The 19,936-nt window shown below is 42.2% G+C and carries 16 protein-coding genes; 11 read left to right on the top strand and 5 right to left on the bottom strand.

The window, feature by feature from the left end; translation table 11 throughout:
• Positions 1 to 252 precede the first annotated feature (252 nt).
• Both L4D09_RS17120 and L4D09_RS17115 read left to right on the top strand, forming a co-directional pair.
• Positions 253 to 786: a hypothetical protein gene (locus L4D09_RS17120; RefSeq protein ID WP_428458726.1), complete on the top strand. Its 534-nt coding sequence runs from the start codon at positions 253 to 255 to the stop codon at positions 784 to 786.
• Positions 787 to 1,012: 226 nt separating this feature from the next.
• A complete protein-coding gene (locus L4D09_RS17115) occupies positions 1,013 to 1,462 on the top strand; it encodes a tellurite resistance TerB family protein (protein WP_428458725.1) in 450 nt (149 codons plus the stop codon).
• A gap of 91 nt (positions 1,463 to 1,553) precedes the next feature.
• Here L4D09_RS17115 and L4D09_RS17110 read toward each other — a convergent pair whose 3' ends face one another.
• Complete coding sequence (locus L4D09_RS17110; RefSeq protein ID WP_428458724.1) at positions 1,554 to 3,938, bottom strand: DEAD/DEAH box helicase; 2,385 nt, start codon at positions 3,936 to 3,938, stop codon at positions 1,554 to 1,556.
• Between the two features lie 244 nt (positions 3,939 to 4,182).
• Here L4D09_RS17110 and L4D09_RS17105 point away from each other — a divergent pair, with 244 nt between their 5' ends.
• The 6 genes from L4D09_RS17105 to L4D09_RS17080 all read left to right on the top strand — a co-directional run bounded on the left by L4D09_RS17105 (position 4,183) and on the right by L4D09_RS17080 (position 10,449).
• Positions 4,183 to 4,446, top strand: coding sequence for a hypothetical protein (locus L4D09_RS17105; RefSeq protein ID WP_428458723.1), 264 nt, complete (start codon positions 4,183 to 4,185; stop codon positions 4,444 to 4,446).
• Between the two features lie 39 nt (positions 4,447 to 4,485).
• A complete protein-coding gene (locus L4D09_RS17100) occupies positions 4,486 to 5,169 on the top strand; it encodes a hypothetical protein (RefSeq protein ID WP_428458722.1) in 684 nt (227 codons plus the stop codon).
• A 102-nt stretch (positions 5,170 to 5,271) separates the two neighbouring features.
• The gene (locus L4D09_RS17095) at positions 5,272 to 5,946 is read left to right on the top strand and encodes a PEP-CTERM sorting domain-containing protein (RefSeq protein ID WP_428458721.1); all 675 of its coding nucleotides are present in this window, start codon (positions 5,272 to 5,274) and stop codon (positions 5,944 to 5,946) included.
• A gap of 410 nt (positions 5,947 to 6,356) precedes the next feature.
• Positions 6,357 to 7,127: a PEP-CTERM sorting domain-containing protein gene (locus L4D09_RS17090; RefSeq protein WP_428458720.1), complete on the top strand. Its 771-nt coding sequence runs from the start codon at positions 6,357 to 6,359 to the stop codon at positions 7,125 to 7,127.
• A gap of 173 nt (positions 7,128 to 7,300) precedes the next feature.
• A complete protein-coding gene (locus tag L4D09_RS17085; protein WP_428458719.1) occupies positions 7,301 to 8,197 on the top strand; it encodes a 1,4-dihydroxy-2-naphthoyl-CoA synthase in 897 nt (298 codons plus the stop codon).
• A gap of 173 nt (positions 8,198 to 8,370) precedes the next feature.
• Positions 8,371 to 10,449, top strand: coding sequence for a di-heme-cytochrome C peroxidase (locus L4D09_RS17080; RefSeq protein WP_428458718.1), 2,079 nt, complete (start codon positions 8,371 to 8,373; stop codon positions 10,447 to 10,449).
• 122 nt (positions 10,450 to 10,571) lie between these two features.
• Here L4D09_RS17080 and L4D09_RS17075 read toward each other — a convergent pair whose 3' ends face one another.
• Genes L4D09_RS17075 through L4D09_RS17065 form a run of 3 tightly spaced genes read right to left on the bottom strand, consistent with a single transcriptional unit; the run spans position 10,572 to position 14,157 of the window.
• On the bottom strand, positions 10,572 to 11,756 hold the full coding sequence (locus tag L4D09_RS17075) for an OmpP1/FadL family transporter (protein ID WP_428458717.1): 1,185 nt from the start codon (positions 11,754 to 11,756) through the stop codon (positions 10,572 to 10,574).
• 45 nt (positions 11,757 to 11,801) lie between these two features.
• On the bottom strand, positions 11,802 to 12,821 hold the full coding sequence (locus L4D09_RS17070; RefSeq protein ID WP_428458716.1) for a tetratricopeptide repeat protein: 1,020 nt from the start codon (positions 12,819 to 12,821) through the stop codon (positions 11,802 to 11,804).
• Positions 12,822 to 12,834: 13 nt separating this feature from the next.
• A complete protein-coding gene (locus tag L4D09_RS17065; RefSeq protein WP_428458715.1) occupies positions 12,835 to 14,157 on the bottom strand; it encodes an anaerobic sulfatase maturase in 1,323 nt (440 codons plus the stop codon).
• Between the two features lie 240 nt (positions 14,158 to 14,397).
• Here L4D09_RS17065 and L4D09_RS17060 point away from each other — a divergent pair, with 240 nt between their 5' ends.
• Together L4D09_RS17060 and L4D09_RS17055 are read left to right on the top strand one after the other, a co-directional pair.
• Positions 14,398 to 15,114 (top strand): formylglycine-generating enzyme family protein, encoded by a 717-nt coding sequence (locus tag L4D09_RS17060; protein WP_428458738.1) that lies wholly within the window; start codon positions 14,398 to 14,400, stop codon positions 15,112 to 15,114.
• A gap of 54 nt (positions 15,115 to 15,168) precedes the next feature.
• Positions 15,169 to 16,857: an alkaline phosphatase family protein gene (locus tag L4D09_RS17055; RefSeq protein WP_428458714.1), complete on the top strand. Its 1,689-nt coding sequence runs from the start codon at positions 15,169 to 15,171 to the stop codon at positions 16,855 to 16,857.
• Between the two features lie 100 nt (positions 16,858 to 16,957).
• Here L4D09_RS17055 and L4D09_RS17050 read toward each other — a convergent pair whose 3' ends face one another.
• Positions 16,958 to 17,476, bottom strand: a complete 519-nt coding sequence (locus L4D09_RS17050; RefSeq protein ID WP_428458713.1) for a phosphoribosyltransferase — start codon at positions 17,474 to 17,476, stop codon at positions 16,958 to 16,960.
• Between the two features lie 507 nt (positions 17,477 to 17,983).
• Here L4D09_RS17050 and L4D09_RS17045 point away from each other — a divergent pair.
• On the top strand, positions 17,984 to 19,759 hold the full coding sequence (locus tag L4D09_RS17045) for an SgrR family transcriptional regulator (RefSeq protein ID WP_428458712.1): 1,776 nt from the start codon (positions 17,984 to 17,986) through the stop codon (positions 19,757 to 19,759).
• The last annotated feature ends 177 nt before the right edge of the window (positions 19,760 to 19,936 follow it).

Raw genomic sequence — 19,936 nt, 5'->3', positions numbered from 1 at the left:
TGCGGCGATTCTATCACACTTCTTCAGTGTGTACGGCAATCAGGCTGCTACTTGATATACGAAAGTACTCCATCAAAATAAAAAAAGCAGCAAGGTGCATTGATCCTTGTACGCTTCCCCCGTCGAGAAGAAGCCGAACATATGCCTCATAACAATATTTTTGCTATTTCCCTTCAATTGAATAAGTAACATATTGCAACTAAAGCCTTAACTCATGTAAGATTTTTCTACATTTATATCTAGGATGTAGAAATGAAAAAAACAATAATGAGCCTAGTGTTGGCAACGGTTATGGCGGCTCCAGCATTTGCAGAACAACCTATTCAGCTTTCAGTTCCAGGCAACAACCTACCTGATGGCAATGTTAAAGGTTTCCGTGCATCATTACTTTACGGACAAACACCACAAGTTACAGGTTTCCAACTGCCTATTTTAGGTATCGCAGAGTCTCAAAACTTCACCGGCTTGAGTGTAGGTGTATTCTTCGGTGCAACCCGAGTTACAGGTAACTCTACTGGTTTAAAACTTGGCCTTGCTAACTGGAACGATGGTACGGCTAAAGGTGCTGATCTTGGTTTTGCTAACTATACGGGCAGTAACTTTACTGGCTTACAAATGGGTGCATTCAACTATGCGGGTAGTTTAGATGGCCTACAGTTTGGCTTCATCAATGCTACGGAGCGCATTAATCAAGGTATTCAAATTGGCCTAATCAACTACGATAAGTCTGGTACTTTTGTTAGTGACGACTTCCCCGTGTTCCCTATTATTAACGCACGCTTCTAAGTCGCGTATCGATAATATGTCGTAGCATAAAGGAGCTAACACGCTCCTTTTTTCTTGACCACTACATGCCGCCTCTTTTCAGTTTTACCTAAATACCCTTCCACATCTCCCACATGATTTCTGTGGAACTTCTATGGAAAATGACGTTCATAACTAGATTGGTCGATTTTATGAAAACCGCCCACACTTAAAACGTTAGAGATAAAAATTGATACAGAGGTAAGGCATGTTCCAACAACTGCGTACGATTTTCCGACAAGTAATGCATGAAGGTACCGATGGTGGTGCAGTCGATACTCCATCACTACATTTGGCGATGGCTTGCTTACTTTGTGAAGTGGCTAATGCAGACCATAGTGATGATCCAAGAGAGCAAACCGCAAAACTACATTTGTTGGTTAACTTACTTGAAATCAGCGATGAGGAAGCGGCAGTCTTACTTGATGAAGCGAAGCGTAAAAGCAAACAATCTGTTTCGCTGTATGAGTTCACCACGAAATTACGCACTTTAGAACCAGAGCAACGCTACGCACTCATTGAAGCCATGTGGCAAGTGGCCTACGCTGACGGCGTGTTAGACCCAATGGAAGAAGCGGTAATAAGACAGGTTGCTGAATTGGTATACGTTGATCATTCTGAATTTATTCGAGCCAAAATAGCAGCTCAACCTAAATAACGAATCATATTACCGATAACAGCAGGCTGCAACCTGCTGTTTAAATCAAACGACAAATTTAATTGGCATGTTCAAATGGTATATTGAGTATTTATCGAATATCTATCGTCCTGCTTGCTTTACGATACTGAACTCGCCACCCCTGCCATCGCGGCAGCTCCCAACGCTTCGGATCTTGCTTACGTTTACCATTTGTATGTACGGCAATCACCAGCTTACGAGCGATTTGATACTCAATCTTCATCGCAAGATCAGTTAAGATCACTTGATACGGAAAGGCATCATCAAAATCTGACCTTTCCCACACAGGAATGCCATCAAAAATAAAATCATCGGCAGTAAATAATTCCATATCATCAATAGACTCTATACCCAACGCTTCAAACTGCTCAACCAGCCACCGCTTCACGTCGGTACTTTCCGCTGATCTTGTGCAAACATCGGCTTGGTATCGCCCTAGTGCAATATATAAATTCCACTGGTGAATATCGGCAGTAAGGCGCTCAGCAAGGCCATTAAGTAGCTGCCCACTTAATGTCATATCGACCAAAGAGTCTAGCGCTGACTCACCTTGTGGTGGCGCCCAGTGCGAGTAAATGACCCTGCCCGCATAGATTTTTTGGTACTCGACTAAACAACCGTTATCAGTCACTTTCGTTTCACCCGTCGCATCGTCACCAAAAGAGTGCTGATTTAACATTGATAAAGGTACTGGGGCCATGCACGTCGCCAAGACCAAGTTTTGTTTCACCCCTTTCCCCGGCACAGCAAACTGATCGAATACAATCGCGGCTTCGGCTTCTTCACTGTAACGGCTATCACGACCTACGCTCACTTCAACAAAACCATTACCTAGGGCTTGGCGTCTTTTTTGACGACGAACAAACACCAAATCTGGCATCGCAAGCATTATTGCTTCTAGCCATTGTTCACGACGCAATGAGCTTGCAACCTCAAGTGCGGGTAATGACAATGCGGTTCGAATTTGGTCTGACAACTGTCTCGCTTCTTTCAGAAGTTCCGCGTCAATATTCAAACACTCAGGTACAGGGCCACGTAATAATTTAATTAAGGCGGTTGCATCACAACCATTCGGCTCCCATTTCAGTAACTGCTCTCGCTTTTCTTCCGATGAAGGCATTTGCCATAATCGCTGATAAATGCTCAGAGCGGCAGATAAGTCAACCATCGCTTCTTGGCTCGCCTTGTCAGGCATCGCAGTAATAAGGTGCGCAAACAGCGTATCTATTGGTAGCGGATAAAGGAGTCGGCCATGCTTTGTAACATCACCACTTTGATTAATTGCCTTCATGGTTTGAAGCTTTTCAGATGCGATATCTAGCGATTTTGCAGGCAATACATCAACAAATGGTAACTGTGCCAGCTTGAAACCACAGCAGGCAGCAGCAAGCATCGGCTCTACCAGTTCCTCTCGATGTAATTCGGGTGGAGTGACCAACTCAAGTGGTGCTGCTTTACCATAAAGTCGAAGGCATACACCATCTTCAACACGTCCTGCACGCCCTTTGCGCTGCTCTGAGCTGGCTTTTGAAATAGCATGCAGCCCCAAAACGGTTCGTCCATTGCGCTGATGGGTTCTACGCTCTAACCCTGTATCAACAATTAATGTCACACCGGGGATCGTTAATGATGTTTCAGCCACGTTCGTTACTAATATAATCCGCTGCTTATCACTCTCAGTCAGTGCACGATGACGCTCATCATCAGTAACCGATGAATGTAGTGGGATTATGTCGATTAATCCCATATCGACCTCAGCCGCAAGTGCTTGCTTCAACATCGATAAACATTGCTGAATTTCTTTACGACCGGGCAAGAAAACTAAAATATCGCGATGTTCTTGATAATGACTTAGCACCGCATTTTTAACTTGCTTATCAATGTGACGGACATCAGGCATGTTCCGACTATCAGTGGCTAAGTGTGATGTTGTGACATGAAAGTTTCGCCCTTTGGCTTGCAAACAGTGTCCCGCTAGATATTCAGTGAGCTTTTGACTGTCTAGCGTTGCAGATGTCACTACAATGCGATGACTATCAAGTTGCTTTAATACCGCAAGTAACAAATCGGTATCCCAGCGGCGTTCATGAAATTCATCAATGATTACGGTGCTAAAACCCTCCAGTTTGTTTTCCGTTAACCAACGCAGGGCAACACCGGGCGTAACAAAAACAATCTCACTCTTGTCATCAAACTGATTATCAAAGCGAATAGCATGCCCTACCGACTGACCAACTTGCTCACCCCTTTGTGATGCCACAAATTCAGACAGTGACGTACAAGCAACTCGGCGAGGCTCTACCACCAATACCCTACCTTGCTCAGCCGCCCACACCGGTAAATGAGTCGATTTCCCTGAGCCTGTTTCAGCTTGTACCACAAGATGGTGCTGGCTCAGTAAACTTAAAAACTCACTTTTAATCGATTCTATTGGCAGGCTATATGTGTAAGGCATGGAATTATCAGTCAGTTATTGCTCGAGCAGCTATTGTGTCAATTAATGCTAGTGATGTCATGATTTGATCGCTATTTGATATGAAAATTGCATTTTACCACAAGGTAATTGATGTTGTGCCATATGAATAAATTCTATTAATATCAATAACTCTCATTTATTTACAAGTAATTACGACACTTGGAACGATTGTTGCTTTATTTAAAAACAAGCTTCCGTGATTTATTAAATAAAGGGTTTCAATATGAAGGTATTTAACACCGCCGTTATTGTAGGACTTTCGTTAAGTAGCATTTTCTCTCATGCAACCTTAGTCAGTATTGATAACTGTATTGGTACTACAGCCAACGGCCAAACGGTAACCTGTGAAATCACAGACTCGCCAGCTAGTAGTATTACGGAAAACCCAAATAACAATGAACTTATTGCTTGGGATCACGTTAAAAAGCATGCCCTAACCGAAAATCTAAAAGTAGATAACACTTTTAGCCCAAGCTTTTCAGATTAAATGATTAACCATCTCAACGATTTGTTTAAAGGAAATGCCATGAAGTTATCTAAGGCACTCATCACCACAATATTAACCACTGCTAGTTTTGCCTCTCATGCAACGTTAGTCAGTATCGATAATTGTTCTGGTACGGCAGCTAATGGCCCAGCCGTAACCTGTGAAATTACAGATACCCCAGCCAGTATTATCACCCCTAACCCGAATAACAATACACTTATCGCTTGGGATGAAGTTCAGAACCATACACTCACATCAGACCTAACCGTTGATCGTGTTTTTGACCCAACAGCGTCGTTCATTGAAGATATTGGTGGCGGTGAGTATGTCATTAAAGCTGGCACAATTGTCTCGAGTCATTACGTACAGTGGGATCCAGACGGCCTAGGAACCATTGATGCGTCCATTGTTCTCGATTCTCAAGTATTTGCCTTCATCACATCAGACCAAAACCTGTTTGCCAGTGATGCTCAACTTGCTCGTCCTGGTATTGATTATAATAACTTCACTTCTAGGGGCTTAGAGAATGCCGATACGACAGTCTTCGATAATAACAGTACTGACATTAGCTGGAGAGCAACTTCTCCGGGAGATTGGACTCGTTTAATTACGGCTTATTCGCCAGCAGCACAAGTGCCTGAGCCTGCACCACTTAGCATCATTCTTGCCAGTTTCATCGGTATTATTTGTCGCTCTAAGCATCGTAAAGTGATTAGTGATTAGTGATTAGTGATTAGTGATTAGTGATTAGAATCATTATCTGACACAAATAATACCTTCGAAATTTTGTTTCTTCACCTAAATGATATATCTCAAGGAAATATAATGAAGCTATCTAAGGCACTCATTACTACAGTATTAACGGCGACTAGTTTTGCTTCTCATGCAACCTTAGTCAGTATTGATAACTGTTCTGGTACTGCAGCTAATGGCCCGGCAGTAACCTGTGAAATTACGGATTCCCCGGCCAGTATTATCACCCCGAACCCTAATAACAATACACTTATCGCTTGGGATGAAGTTCAAAACCATACTCTCACGTCAGACCTAACGGTTGATCGTGTTTTTGACCCATCAGCGTCGTTCATTGAAGATATTGGTGGTGGAGAATATGTCATTAAAGCTGGCACCATTGTCTCAAGTCATTACGTACAGTGGGATCCTGATGGTGTAGGAACCATTGATGCATCCATTGTTCTCGATTCTCAAGTATTTGCCTTCATCACATCAGATCAAAACTTGTTTGACAGTGATGCTCAACTTGCACGTCCAGGTATTGATTACAATGATTTCACCTTACGCGGGCTAGAGGGCGGAGACACGACCATTTTCGATGGCAGTAGCACAGACATCAGCTGGAGAGCGAGTGCACCCGGTGATTGGACACGTTTAATTACTGCTTATTCACCAGCAGCACAAGTTCCAGAGCCAGCATCACTTGGCTTTATGCTAGCTGGACTCATTGGCATCATAAGTCGCCGTAAAAAACAAACGCACTAAAGATTTTTATATTCTTGATTTGAGCCCAATAAAATACCTTAATTTCGCTTACCCAACATTCACACCTGCCCTCAACGTCGCACATATTAATACGAATAATATGTGCGATGCCTACTGGCTTTACATTTCACCATTCGCACTCATCTAATTCTTATGATCACGTACTTATCGATGTGACCAATAAGTTAGTCTCGCTTGTTAACAAACCAACACCCCGAATACGCCCTGACTCAATTTTACTGTCAACTTTTTTTACACTCGCCAAAAACCATTTCAAAATAACGACACCAAGTTATTGATTTTAAATATGAAAATAAATAATGAAAAGTTGGTCTTCATATTGCAACTCAATTGAAGACGCATATTGAAATTGTTTTCAAAGTAATCAATAAACCAAGGTGAGGTAGGTTATGTTAAAGAGAAATCAGAAGTTAGTTCTATCATGCTTAATGGCATTCGGATTCTCTACAGCAACCCAAGCAGGGATGATTGTTTCAGGTATCGATAATGATTATCACGCCCAAAGAGGTGCAGGCGATCCCGCAGGTAACCAGTACAACTTATTACTCAACCAAGTAAACTTCTTAACTGGTGGCAATAGCGCCGATTCCTTTATCACCGCAGCAGGAATTGGCGGGAATTTTGGTAATCGTGAATTGGATGATGTTTTTTCCAGCGGTGATCTTGCTGGTAGTGTCGATCGTATTACTGAAGCTGCCTTTAATGCCCTTAGCACAGCCGCCCTACTTTCCACTTACGATTTGTTATTGTTTACTTGGAATAGCAGTACATCATTGAATGCAGACTGGGCAACGGTAATCAAACCCTACCTAGATGGCGGTGGCCATGTTATTTGGGAAGATGAAAATAACTTAGGTGATTTAAGTGCTGTGATTACTGGTTCAGAAAGTAATGGCTCTTTTGGTACAGGTTATCAAGTAAGTAATGTGCCGGGATTAACCGATGGTATTAGTGGACATTTTGTTAACCACCATATCGGACTTACAAGCTGGGATCCGATGTTTACCTCATTCATCACTGGCCCTGCAGGCGATACCTTTGCATCTCGCGGGATTTACTATAACTACGTACCAGAGCCAGAAACACTTGCGCTGTTTGGATTTGGTCTGATTGGTCTTGGCTTATCAAGAAAAAGAAAAATAACGCGCCTAGCTAACTAATAACTTGAACTTAGGGCTAGTGGCGTACTAGCCCTTATCACTGTATTAACGGTCGCAGAGTAAACACTCATTTCATATTCCGCTATTAATATCACTACTTTTTCATTCAGAAATTGACATTTTCTTTCAACTCCCTAGCCTTATGTCATCCATTCGTTGAGGCTAGTTTCAACATGACTGACAAAACAATTTTTAACCCAGAACTATGGGATATCGTTCCAGGCTTTGATTTTGAAGACATTACTTATCATCGTGCTAAAGCACATGGTACGGTACGTATCGCCATTAACCGCCCAGATTGCTTAAATGCATTTCGCCCTAAAACCGTTGATGAATTATTCACAGCGCTTGATCACGCTCGACAGTGGTCAGATGTTGGTTGTGTTCTATTAACGGGTGATGGCCCTTCTAAGAAAGGTCAGTGGTCGTTCTCTTCAGGTGGTGACCAACGTATTCGCGGTAAAGACGGTTACAAATACGAAGGTGAAGAAGCGGGTAAAGCCGACGTAGCTCGTATGGGCCGTCTACATATTCTGGAAGTTCAGCGTATGATCCGCTTTATGCCTAAAGTTGTTATCGCTGTTGTACCTGGTTGGGCTGTCGGTGGCGGTCATAGTCTTCACGTTGTATGTGATTTAACGCTTGCTTCGAAAGAACACGCGGTATTTAAGCAAACTGATCCTGATGTCGCCTCATTCGATTCAGGCTACGGCTCCGCTTACCTTGCGAAGATGATTGGTCAAAAGCGCGCTCGTGAAATCTTCTTCTGTGGTTTTGACTACAGTGCACAAGAAGCATATGAAATGGGTATGGTAAATAAGGTTGTTGATCACTTCGAATTAGAAGAAGAAGCACTACGCTGGGCAAAAGAAATTACCAGCAAATCTCCAACAGCCATGCGTATGCTTAAATACGGCTTCAACCTGCCAGATGATGGCTTGGTCGGTCAACAGCTATTCGCTGGTGAAGCAACGCGCCTTGCCTATGGTACCGCTGAAGCGCAAGAAGGCCGTGATGCCTTCCTAGAGAAACGTGACCAAGATTTCAGCCAGTTCCCTTGGCACTATTAATCGCGTTTAGTTTTCACTAAAAACTATCAAGCCCTGATTTAGTCAGGGCTTTTTCGTTTTTACTGCATCCCCATTCAGTTTTAAATGAGGTTTCTATGTAATGGCTAGGTAATAACCCGTGATGATATATACCTCTAATCTATTTACGGTATAAAGATCACTAAGGAAAGGTTATGTGTAAACTAAAAATAATCATCAAAATATTTACTTCCACTCTGTTCCTTTTTAACTTTCACGTTATTGCAAGCGAAGAAAAAAATCCGTTTTCAGAGCAATGGCTTAATGAAATCAAGCAACTCGCTGAGATAGAAGTATTACAGCGAACAATTCCATTTCAAGATGGGACTGAATTAACCTACTCCATGCCTGTAGAGGGCAGTACTAACAAAGCCATTAATCTTGGTCAAGGTTGGACTAAAAAAACCCAACAGCAATTCTACTCTACCAGTCAAGGTTCAAGAATAATGCCTTATGATTGGTATCTATATTTAGAACAAGTCAATAGTACATCGCTCTTTCGCGCAAACGATAATATAAGCAGTTATGGTTATATCCCTAGCAATATAATTAAAGGTATTAACCCCGATGGACTGAGCATCGGTTTTGTTAAAGACACACCTTCAGCTACAACTACAACTACAAAATCACAAATATACCCAGGGATGGCCAACGGAGCTTGGGTTGGTATGAATTGTGCGGCTTGCCATACAACGGAAGTTGAATATAAAGGCACGGTAATGCGCATTGATGGCGGCCCAACAATGGCGAACTTTCAGCAATTCAATGTCGATTTAGTCACAGCCCTCGAGTCAACAATCAGAGATGATGATAAATTTGAACGCTTCGCCAAAAACGTATTACAAACATCAAACTATATAGATAGCACTGACAATAAAGATCGCCTGAAATTAGATTTAATTAAGCAAACCGACAAACTTAATCACCGTAATAAAATCAATGTGCCGAATGATCATCAAGCGCCATATGGCTACGGACGACTTGATGCAATCGGAGCGATTTTTAATCAAGTATTGTCGGTTTTTAACAATGACCCTCATAACGCGCGTGTTGCAAATGCGCCGGTAAGCTACCCATTTCTTTGGGGGACACATCAGTCGGATGTCGTTCAGTGGACAGGTTTTGCACCTAATGGCCCATTAAGTCTCGGGGCACTGATTCGAAATGGCGGTGAAGTACTCGGCGTTTACGGACAGATTGAAATAGATAAAGACACAAATACTGTCGCTTACCCGTCATCTTTAGATTTTAAAGGTCTAGGTATTTTAGAAGCGAGAGTCGCACAGTTAAAAGCGCCACCTTGGCCACAGAAGCTATCAAGCATCGACGCATCAAAATCGCAGCAAGGTAAAAGTATCTATGCAAAAGAATGCGCCAGTTGTCATGCCGTCGTCGCTAAGTCAGATCAAGGTAAACCTTATAAAGCACAACTTACACCTTTATCTGATGTAAAAACCGATGCACAAGAAATCATAAACCTATTAGCTTATAGAGATAGTGGAGCATTTAACTCTCGCCATGAATTTGGCAAATTAGGCCCACAAATAGGTACTATTACAACGGGCTTAGATCCTTTGGTAAATTCGGTTGTAGGGACTATTATTGCGCAGATAAAAGAAGCGATGCCCGCAAGCTTTGTTGAATATGAAGGTGGAAAGTTAGCAAGCAATCAAGCTTTAAATAATGGTATTGGCCTAGACAAGAAACAACGTTATGCCTACGCAAAGAAAGCAATGAAAGATCTAGATGATTTCAAACAAGCTTATAAAGACTTAATCGCTACAGCTCAATTCATAAACTCCAAATGCAAATTGACACCAAAGTTATGTAAAGAACTTCTTGATTCTGGTTTGGTTGTGGTTGATGTCAAGGACTACATTAACAACCTCCAAACTACGCCGGAACAAAAAGCAATAAAAGCTGCGGTACGTAATGGGCAAGTCTATAAAGCTCGCCCGCTCAATGGAATTTGGGCTACCGCTCCATACCTTCACAATGGCTCTGTACTTTCACTAATGGAGTTATTAAAGCCAGAAGAAAAGCGTTTAAAAGAATTCTACGTCGGCAGTCGAAAATTAGACACTGTGAATGTCGGTTTTATTAACGAGCAGGTGCCCCACTCTTCATTATTTGATACCAAGTTACTGGGAAATAGCAACCGTGGCCATACATACGGTGTTGATTTGAAGCAGGATGATAAAATTGCATTAGTTGAATATATGAAGACGTTATAACAATAATTAAGTATTTCATTTCTAAAAAAAGGCTCTACAATTTTTGTAGAGCCAAACAGTCCTAGCAAGACCAGCAAAATTCAAAATAACATTCATTAGGACGGCGAAAATTTCGCACTGAATTAATAAGTAAAACTAACACCGACAAAATGTATTCGCCCATCAAAGCTTCCATTCAGCCTTGGGATAGTACGCTGAATATCCACGTCACCTAAATCTGCATATTCATAGAACATATCGACGGTGATATCGTCCCATTTTGTTGCCGCACCGACCGAGTAGCGGTATTGTTCGCCTACGGGTACATCAACCCACTGTTTACTCGGATCATCTTGAGGAGACGTTTCATATGAAAAGCCCGCTTTCAAGCGCCATTGACTGTTAACTTGGTAGTCTGCGCCAAGTGCAAACTTCCACACATCATCCCAATCGCGGTCTATTGTTACCCCGTCACGCCCTAATCCAAGATCAGTATCGGGGGTAAAGTTCATTACTGTATTATCCCATTCACTCCAGCGATGCCATTGCACTGAAGCAAGTAAGTCCAGTTGGTCAGTTACAGCATAACTGGCACTCATATCGGCAATGGCCGGTAAGCTGATATCGGTCTGTAACTTATTTATCAATCCTGGTGCACCGCTAATAGAGCTAGTCACTCGAGTATCAAATTCATGCTCTAATTTTGTTCGGTAACTAACACTCAACGCTAACCTGTCATCATGTTGATACATAACACCCGCATTCGCGCCAAAAGCCCAGTCAGTACCCTGCTTCACATTTAGCACACTTGTCGATTGCTGGAGTGCCGCCCAACTCAGCTGTAAGCCTGCCCCAACAGACCACTGAGAGTTTATTCTGTAGCTCAATGCAGGGTTAAACTGCATCGCTGTTAAGGTGATCTCATCTAAAGCAGCTGCACCTGCCCACTCATTACCATATGAAAGGCTTGAGCCACCAACCGCGCCTAACGCCAAACCAAGGTGTAAATTATCGGTTATTTGATGTGCATGGAAAGCACCAAAAGAAGGTAATACAGAGTGCGCTTCACCGTTACCTCTATCAGCGTTATCCGTGTAGTCCATTTTTAAGTCAAAGCCAAGCAGGTTAAACGTTGTTTGGCTTTCACCCATCCCGCTCATTGTTGCAGGATTGGTCCACATTGCGGCTGCTGATCCCGTGTAAACACCATCACCGGCTCCGGCTGTACCAGCATTAGCAGTAACTGCTTCTTGCAAAAATATACCGCTCGCTTGTGCGGGCAAAGATAAGACGGACATTATTGCCAATGCCAGTTTTAATGGTCGCATTTTTATTCTCAATATATTTCACGTAGGTTGGACAAGGCAAAAGCATTAGCCTTGTTTAGATTTCAGTTCTTCAATTACATGCGCAGGGGCAATTTTCTCTAACTCAGCGAGACATTGTTCTGCTTTTTCGTTATTAGTGCGCACATAGATATCGCACACCGCATAAAGCTGTTCTGGTGCACCTGAAACTAAATAAGCTTGTTCGAATGACTGTACTGACTTTGCTATATCAACCGGCTCTTGCAGCACGCCGTTCAAATACCAAAAATAGCTATTATCTTCTGCCAATTTAGCCGCCTTTTCGATGGCTGCAGCTGCTTGTGCTTTTTTGTCCAACCTTACTAGCGTTAGCGCTTTTGAATAATACAGGTTAGCCGCTTGAGGCTGTAATTCGATCGCTTTATCCAGCGAGTTTAACGCTTCTGTATCTTTACCTTGGGCGCGAAGGTTATCTGCAACACTGAGCCAAACCTGAACATTATTTGGTGTCTTTACCAATAAGTTTTCATAGAGCGTTTGTGCTTTATCCCACTGTTGATGCCAACGGTATACATCCGCAAGTAACAATACTGAGTCATTATCCGGTTGAGATTTCAAATAAGTCAGTAGCTCCTGATACGCGGGCTCTATCGCCTGTTGCTGCTCAGATGACATGTTGGAATAGTCTCGAATCAAGCTTGTAGTCGCTGTAACCCTCACTCGGCTGCTACTGTCTTGCAATAATGGCGCAACGATACGCCAACGATGTTCAAACTGATAAGGGTCTGTACCAATTACTGCGGCTTCACGAATAGTCGCACTTTCATCTTTTAGTGCACGCGCTACAGCAACCAAACTGCTCTGATTGGGATAACGAGCTAGCTGACGCAAAGCATCAGCTCTAATATCATCACCCTGACGTTTATCTTGCGCGGTATAAACAAGTTGTTGCAGGTGATCGGCACTTGCTTGCTGTATCGTCACCTGAGAGTTTGAAGGTGAAGGTGAAGGAACAATATTATCGCTGGCAAATACTGACGATGACAGTAAGGCAATACTGGTTAAAATGGCTAATGACTTCTTCATATAAAACCTACGACTAATACTTTGATGAAACAGCATGACCATGACTTGCTTGTGCATGCCTTAATTCATCACGATATTTTCCGTAAGCAACGGGGTTTCCGGTCATACGTAATACATAAGCGATAGCGTTATCTGCATGACTGAAAAACTTCTTCCAACCAGCGCACAGATAATTTAGTCCTGGCTCACCATCTTTGGTTCTAATAAAGCGATTTTTGGGACATTCGCCATGACACGCAAATTTATAATCACATTGCTGACACTGCGTCGTCAGTGTTCTTGATTTAGCAAAACCAAATTTTTTCTGTTCTTCCGAGTAAGCCATATCATCCAGATTTTGATGATGAATATTACCGACTTTATATTCTGGGTATACATAATGGTCACAGGTATAAACATCGCCATTAGGCTCCATTGCTAAACCTTTCCCGCATATTTCACCAAGGGTACAAAGTGGGTTTTTACGTCCCATCCATGTTTCAACACTGGCTTCAAAATATTGAACGAACACTTTGCCAATATCGTTTTTGATCCATTCATCGAAAACCGCAATAAGAAAATCTCCCCACGCATCAGCCGATACACACCACGGTTCAACAACCGACTGCTTATGCCATGGGTTGAGTCGCTTATCACCTTGGCGTAATTGCTCTTGTGGCTGCCAAGTTTGTGGGGCTGTCGTACGGAACGTTTTCTGCTCTACAATGGGAATAAACTGCATTTGTGGCGACTTAACGACATCGCGTAAAAAGCGATATACCTCTAATGGATTCTTGCTGGTGAGGTTATTCACACACGTTAACGTGGCAAATTTCACATTGTGCTTATGCAGTAATTCAACTGCTTTCATCACTTGTTTAAAGGTGCCACGACCTGCTTTATTGGTTCGGTAGGTATTATGTAACAGCTCGGGGCCATCAATACTCAGTCCGATTAAGAAATGGTTTGCAGCTAAAAACTCACACCATTCGTCATTTAATAATGTACCGTTAGTTTGCAAATCATTCGAAATTATCACACCAGCTGGCTGATATTTTTTTTGTAGCTCAACCACTTTCTGGAAATAGTCGAGCCCAAGCATTGTGGGCTCGCCCCCCTGCCAAGAAAAAATAATTTCAGGGGTATTTTGACCCTCAATATATTGTCGAATATAGGTTTCAAGAGTGTCGTCATCCATCTTTGGCGAACAGCCTTTTTTATACTCAAGCAAATCCTGTTTGCTCAAGTAGTAACAATAAGTGCAATCAATGTTACAAGCTGCGCCAATTGGCTTAGCCATTACATGCAAACGCTTAGATGCCTTACCGTTAAACTGTGGACCTTGAGTGACTAACATATCTCACCTATACGCAATTTATTCAGGGAGCAACAATGTTAAATCGCGACTAAGAGAATTGCTTGTTATACCCCTTATAACCAATGGGAATGTCGTAATCACCTACAATGCGCTCTCCATCGGCTTCGGAGGTGCATACCCGTGTTTTCTAAATTATCTAAGTTCTCAAACCTACCTAAACAATCGCGCATTGCACTAGTCATTGGTACTGGTGCCATTGTATGGCTAGCCGTCAGTAACATGTCAAAGCCTCCCCACCCCATTAAGCAACAAATTGAAACTGACATGGTATTAGTTAAAGGCGGAAGCTTTGAGATGGGCTCCAATTCAGCTAATGCAAAAAAATCAGAAACCCCTGCGAGAACTGTTTCAGTAAACAGTTTTTACATGTCTAAGTTTGAGGTAACACAATCGTTGTTTGAGTCGGTCATGGGCTCATCTCTCAGCTACTTCAAAGCCCCTGAAGTCCCTGTAAATAACATCAGCTGGCAACAAGCCAATTTCTTTATCGAACAGTTAAATGAGCTGACTGGCGCTAACTATCGCTTACCTACCGAAGCTGAATGGGAATTTGCAGCGCAAGGTGGCAACCTCAGCCAAGGCTATACCTATAGCGGCTCAAACAACATTGATGATGTGGCGTGGTATGCAGGCAACTCGAACAACCAAGCGCAACCTGTCGGCCAGAAACAACCGAATGAACTCGGTTTATACGACATGACGGGGAATGTCGGCGAGTTTGTGATTGATGCCTTTGATGATGGGTTTTACCGCTATGGCCCTACGGACAATCCAAATAATGCGCACGATACCGACATTGGCTTAGCGCATAAATCGGTGCGTGGTGGCAGTTTCTCTTACGATGCCAATGAATCTGAAAACTACCGACGAGATTTTGCTAGCCAATCTATCCTCATGTCAGACATGGGGCTAAGACTCGTTCGAGATATTAAGTAATAAGCCCCATTGCACACAGAACACGGATACACTCTTAATCAAAGGAAAGCAATAATGAACAAACCTTGGTTACCTTGCATGCTTATGACTGGATTGCTGGCCATGCCAGCAATAGCGGCACCTGAGAAACCCAAGCTCGTACTTCAAATTACCGTTGATGGGCTACGTGCCGATTTACTTGAACGCTATAAGCATAATTTCGGTGAAGATGGCTTTCGTTACTTAATGGATCAAGGCACTTACTATACCAATGCCCATTATCAGCACGGGAACACCGAAACCATTGTAGGCCATGTATCCCTCGCTACAGGGGCACCGCCGAGTGTACATGGTATGGTTGGCAACGTTTGGTATGACAGGCAGCTTGATCGTCTGGTCTACAATGTCGAAGATGGTAACTACAGCATGCTAAGTGCTAATGCTGGCGTTGACCAATCAACCGAAATCGACCCGACACAGAAAGCGGCACAACTGGATGGGCGTTCGCCAGTGCCAATTTTATCGACAACCTTCAGTGATGAGCTTGCAGTTGCAAGTAACGGAGAGTCCAAGCTCTTCTCGGTATCAATTAAAGATCGTGGTGCTATTTCACTTGCTGGGCATTCAGGTAAAGCGTTCTGGTTTTCCAAAGCGCAATCTGAATTTGTAACCAGTGAATATTACTATGACCAGTACCCCGGTTGGGTAACTGACTGGAATAATGCTGGCCATACCGCCCAATATTCCAAGCAACGTTGGACGCTCTCGCTACCCGAAGATCAGTACACCCTTAAAGAAGGCGAAACAGATCATAAGGTAGACTTAGCCGGCTTTAAACGCACCTTTCCGCACCCTTATGGACCTGCCAGCTATCCGTATTTCAGTACCATGTTAACGTTAAGCCCTGCAGGCGATGAATTAACCGAAAGTTTTGCTTCTACCCTGATCGAAAAAGAGCAATTAGGCCGTGGTAAGTTCACAGACTACCTTGCCGTTAGTTTCTCATCGAACGACTATGTCATTCATATGTATGGGCCTTCTAGCCTAGAAACCGAAGATAACTTGATCCGATTAGATAGAACCATTAGTAAGCTACTTAAACAGGTTAATGCCAAAGTAGGCCTTGATAATACGTTAATTGTTTTATCTGCTGATCACGGCGTGCCGGAAGCAGCACCTACCGTTAACGCCCTTGGGTATAATAGTGCAAGCTACTTTAATAAAGACGCGATCATCACACCTGCTCTATTAGATAAATTAAAGAGCCGCTTTGGTCTCGGCGAAGACGTGATACGACTTTATGCTCAACCTTACATCTACCTAAACCATGAAATGATTAAAGAAAAAGATCTTAATCTTGCAGAGGTACAGCGCGCCATTGCTGAAGAGGTAAGTAAAGTTAAGGGGATTTCATACGCGGTAACTAGCACTGATATTCAAACCAATAAATTACCTGATACCCATGTTATGCAGTTGGTAAAGAATAACTATCATCCCCAGCGTTCAGGCGACATTTACCTCGTATTTGCCCCACGTACCTACATTAATGACATGGACGGGCTTACCATTGCTTCAACTCATGGCTCACCTTGGCGCTATGACACTCATGTACCTGTTATTTTTGCGGGTAACTCAGTGCAAACCAACAAAGTGTCTCGTGCAATAACGCCTTACGATATTGCCCCAACGCTGTCTAATATTTTGGGTATTACTCAACCAAGTGGTGCAACGGGTGAAGTGCTGAAAGAAGTCTTAGAGCAATAATGATTTCAGGCTAAAAATTCCAATAGGCTCATATTAAATGAGTCTATTGGGTTAAACTTTTTGACCTTGTGACTATTTATAATAAAACGTATCAATAACACTATTTCACTAACTTAGATATATAAGGAATATTTCTTAATTTATTCTTCCAAGGTAAGCCGTAGCCAACTAACAGATCATCATTGGGCATTTCATAAGCAAAATATTGAACAACGGGAATATCTACTCTGCTTGGTTTGACAAATAGTGTCGCAATCGAGAGTGATTTTGGTGAAAAGTTATCCGACAAATGCTTAATAAGACGTTTCATTGTTCCACCAGACTCAATCGCATCATCGATAACGATAACGTCTTTATCTGTTATATCGATATTATTGTGATAAACAATCTCTGAAGTATTGTTACTATCACCTGGCGTATGGGGACAAGAAATATAATCCATACAGATGTCAAAGTTTAGCTTACGTACAAGGTCAGCTGTAAAAAGGATCCCACCAGGCACTACCGTTATGATCACAGCCTCTTTAAACACTTTATTGAGCATCCCTGCAACGGTATGTGCTCCCTCCTCTATCTGTACCTTGCTTAAGACCATTTCACCCACATGTGGATTTTTCATTTTGTTTCTCCGCTAATGACTCATATTTTGAAAATATACGAGCAAGGTTACCGCTAATCACACCTCATAGTTACGAGATTACTCGTATATCAATAATCGCTATTTGGCATTTTTTCCTTTTTTGCATCTGCTAGTCATTTCTTGCTGACAATCAGATTCGTACAATGACAATAAAAATTCCTTACTAACACTTCGATGCGTTGTTGGTTTCAACTCAGAGAGTGACATCAATGATTGCGTAGATAGAATAGCCTCAACTTCCACCGAGCTCGTCACACTCAGTAATCTGCTTTGATAATACTCGCTTAATGGCATCTCATTTTTGTTACATATCACGCGCTTAATTACATCAAACATGAACGAGTCTCCTCTTATAATTCGAGGATATTATCTCGCCAAAATATGAAGAGTAAAACAGAGAATATTTCTTTGAACTGTTCCTCTTTAAGGTCTAAAATTGACAAATTCAATGACTTGTCATCATAAAATCGTTAAATGAGGAATAGAATGGAAAACAAACAACCTGTTTTTAGTGCTAAAAAACAAGTTATCTATTACTCACGTCTGGTTAAATATGGGGTCAATAATGAGGTCTCTGTTACGCTCTCTGAAGTCGCCGAGATGATGTTCACGAGCACCAGGCATTGCCGTACATTGTTAAAACAGATGCACGAACTTGGCTGGGTTGAGTGGACCCCTAAAGTCGGACGCAACCAAAGATCCACACTCTACCTTAAATATAGTCTTGCAGCCCTCAAGGCTGATTTAGCTCAAAAAATGATTGCCGAAGGTGATTATGAGAAAGCTTTGACACTTATCGATAACGATAAAGCACTTTTTGGGCAGCTGTTGATCAATACTTCAGGCACACAACTTCGTGAAGGCCAAGTACATATTCAGCTAACATATGACCGTAATTTTTCAAAACTATTACCGCACATACCGCAACGAAATAGCGAGCGATTTTTATTACGGCAAGTATATAGCTGCCTGACAAAGTGTGACAAGCATGGTCACGTCAGCACCGATCTTGCGCACCATTGGGTATATAATGAAGAAGCACTAAGTTGGAAATTTCACCTCCGTCCACAGCTCTCTTTTCATGACGGAAGTGAAATTAATGCAGAGCACATTGCGAATTTATTTAAGCGGCTAAAAGAGCGTTATCCTTTTAAGAAAGATCTCGCACATGTAGAGAACATTACTGCAACTAGTCCACTTTGCATTGAATTCAAACTCAATAAGCCAGACCCCGGTTTAGCAGGAATAGTTGCCGACGTGAGATATTCCATACAACCTATTACTCAACTATCTTCTGTAACAGAAGTCGTAGGTAGTGGTGTTTTTCAGATTAAAGAGCATTCAGACAAAAGATTGATGCTTAGTGCAAACAATCATTTTCATGGCTATCGTGCCCTTACAGATACCGTCACCATTTGGCAAGTACCAAGCCAATACAACTTCAAACTTGGTGAGACAAATCTCGACACAGAGTTAGCAAACGAAAAGCTAAGTTCAACTTGCGTAAACTACGTAACACTAGACAACCACCAGCCATCATCCCAAACAGACGTATACAATCAGATTGAAGATGGTTGCTTGCTGGGGATCTTTAACTACCGAGCTAACTTATCACTGCTACAAAGAAGACAAATAAGCTACCTGCTCACTACAGAAGATGCTTTAAAAGCTGAGCTACGTGCACACTCGAAGTATGAAATTGGAGCGGTAACAGCCCAAAACATATTACCGAGTTGGGTCAAGGTGCTTTCTGGGATGGAGGTAAAAACCTGCTTGCCACCTACCTTGACTATCGCACTGTTCAAGCACAAAGCGCTCGAAGGGTGTGCTAACGCTATCTCTGCGATTATGCAAAAAGCGGGAATTCAATGTGAAATAAATTGCTATTCATTCTCTGAGTTTTATAGCCACGCTTTTGCTAACAATCTCACCGAAGATCTTATTCTTACCAGCCTTAACTTTGATGATAACCTTCCTTCTTCTATGTTATGTTGGATGCTATCAGATCCAATCCTACAGCAAAGCCTGCCTGAGAATGACCGTTTATGGTTAGAGCAAAAATTAGTAACACTAAGATCAAAACACACATTAGATAACTATCTTGTTGAGCTAGAGCCAATATCAACGGCCCTCATCACCTCACACTTATTATTACCTCTATTTCATCACAAACAGGCACTCCATTTTAAAGACTTAATCAAAGGCGTTACCATAAATGCTTGGGGGTGGCCGGAATTACAAAATGTCTGGATTGACCAATAGTGAGTCTAGACAGCATTCATTCTGCAAATAACATATCTGCAGAAACATTGTACGCGAAACGTATATCACTATTACCAATATGAACTCAACCTCACATTGAGTTGTATTGGCTAGGTGATGATATACCTCACCGATACACTAATTAAAAAGCCTTATACACTCCCTTCAATCTAATCA

The organism is Photobacterium makurazakiensis, assembly GCF_050336715.1.
Taxonomy (GTDB): domain Bacteria; phylum Pseudomonadota; class Gammaproteobacteria; order Enterobacterales; family Vibrionaceae; genus Photobacterium; species Photobacterium makurazakiensis.
This window is presented reverse-complemented; position numbering and strand designations above follow the sequence as displayed.